Consider the following 1,420-nt stretch of genomic DNA (forward strand, 5'->3'; position numbering starts at 1 on the left):
ATAGTCAGATCAGTTTTGATCAATATCTTGAACAATATAGATAAAAACGAGGTTTTACATGCGATTAAGTTACCGTTTGGTGAGTGGACTGCTTGTTCTGGCAAGCATTGTCGGCATGTCTTTTGCGTTGTATTTGGAACATGTAAAAGGGTTTGATCCATGTCCTCTCTGTATTTTTCAACGTGTTGGCTTAATGTCAATGGGTTTTGTGGCTCTTATTGCGTTTTTGCATAACCCGGTTTCCAATGCGATTAAACGCTTTTATGCATTTTTGGCAGGTGTTGCAATTTTATGGTCAGTAGGGGTGGCGGGCCGACATGTTTGGCTACAGCATTTACCACCAGATCAAGTGCCAAGCTGTGGTCCGGGTTTAAATTACCTCATTGATGCTTTACCAATGAAAACCGTTTTACAAGAAGTACTTTCTGGCTCAGGTGAGTGTGCGGCAATTGACTGGACTTTTTTAGGTCAGTCTTTACCAGTTTGGTCATTGGTCTATTTCCTTTTACTATTACTGGTTTGTTTATGGCAGTTATTCCGTTTTTATCCAGTGTTTAAGACGGCTAAAAAGTAAGTTTAAAGTAATTAAAAAAGGCTCAACTTAAGTTGGGCTTTTTTTATAACTTTCGAATAAGTGAAAATATAAAAAAATTGATAGAAATAACGCATAATTTTGTAGACAGATAGTTCTGTTTTTTATAAAGTGCAGCCGTTTATATATCCTTATGATTATAAAAAAATGCTTTTTAATATATTTAGTGTCTTGGAAAAAATAGGGCTAAATGCTCAGAAACGTGCTATTCACGTACAATTTTCTAATGAACTACTCAATCATCAAGTATTCTTACAACGTATAGAAGGCCAACATCAGTTAAATGGTGGCCTAATGGCAGAATTGATTTGCCTTTCAACCAATGCCCAAATTGCACTGAAGCAATTTATTGGTGTCCAAGTCGCTGTTGATCAGGTCACTGATTCGGGGCAATTGTTCCGAACTACAGGTATTGTGACTGAGGCCAGTTATGGACAAAGTGATGGCGCTTTAACGCTTTATAAGCTGACTATAGAAGATGCGACAAATTTATGGCACAAACGCCGTAATAGTCGTGTTTTTATGAATAAAAGTATTGTAGAAATTACCGAAGTTCTATTTAAAGAATGGCAAGAAAAAAGTCCACTATTTGCTGCGAGTTTAAGTCTTGATTTGGGTGGGTTAAGTCAAAATTATGATATTCGTCCGTTCACTATGCAGCACAATGAGTCTGACTATGACTTTCTCACACGTTTGTGGCGAAGTGAGGGGGTTAGTTGGCTCATTGATGAATCAGAGCTTTTTGTCCCTCATTTTACTGCACCAATACAAGCTCAAAAACTAAAATTAATTGATGACAATAACCAATACCAAGCTTTAGCGCGTCGT

The 1,420-nt window shown here is 37.3% G+C and carries 2 protein-coding genes; both read left to right on the plus strand.

Features of this window, described 5'->3' with window-relative positions:
• Positions 1-58 precede the first annotated feature (58 nt).
• Entirely contained in the window at positions 59-574 is a 516-nt protein-coding gene (locus VXQ92_RS17845) for a disulfide bond formation protein B (RefSeq protein ID WP_416682708.1), read from the plus strand.
• A gap of 165 nt (positions 575-739) precedes the next feature.
• The coding region (locus tag VXQ92_RS17850; protein WP_416682709.1) for a phage late control D family protein at positions 740-1,420 on the plus strand (681 nt) is incomplete at its 3' end.

Source organism: Acinetobacter sp. 228 (assembly GCF_048147885.1).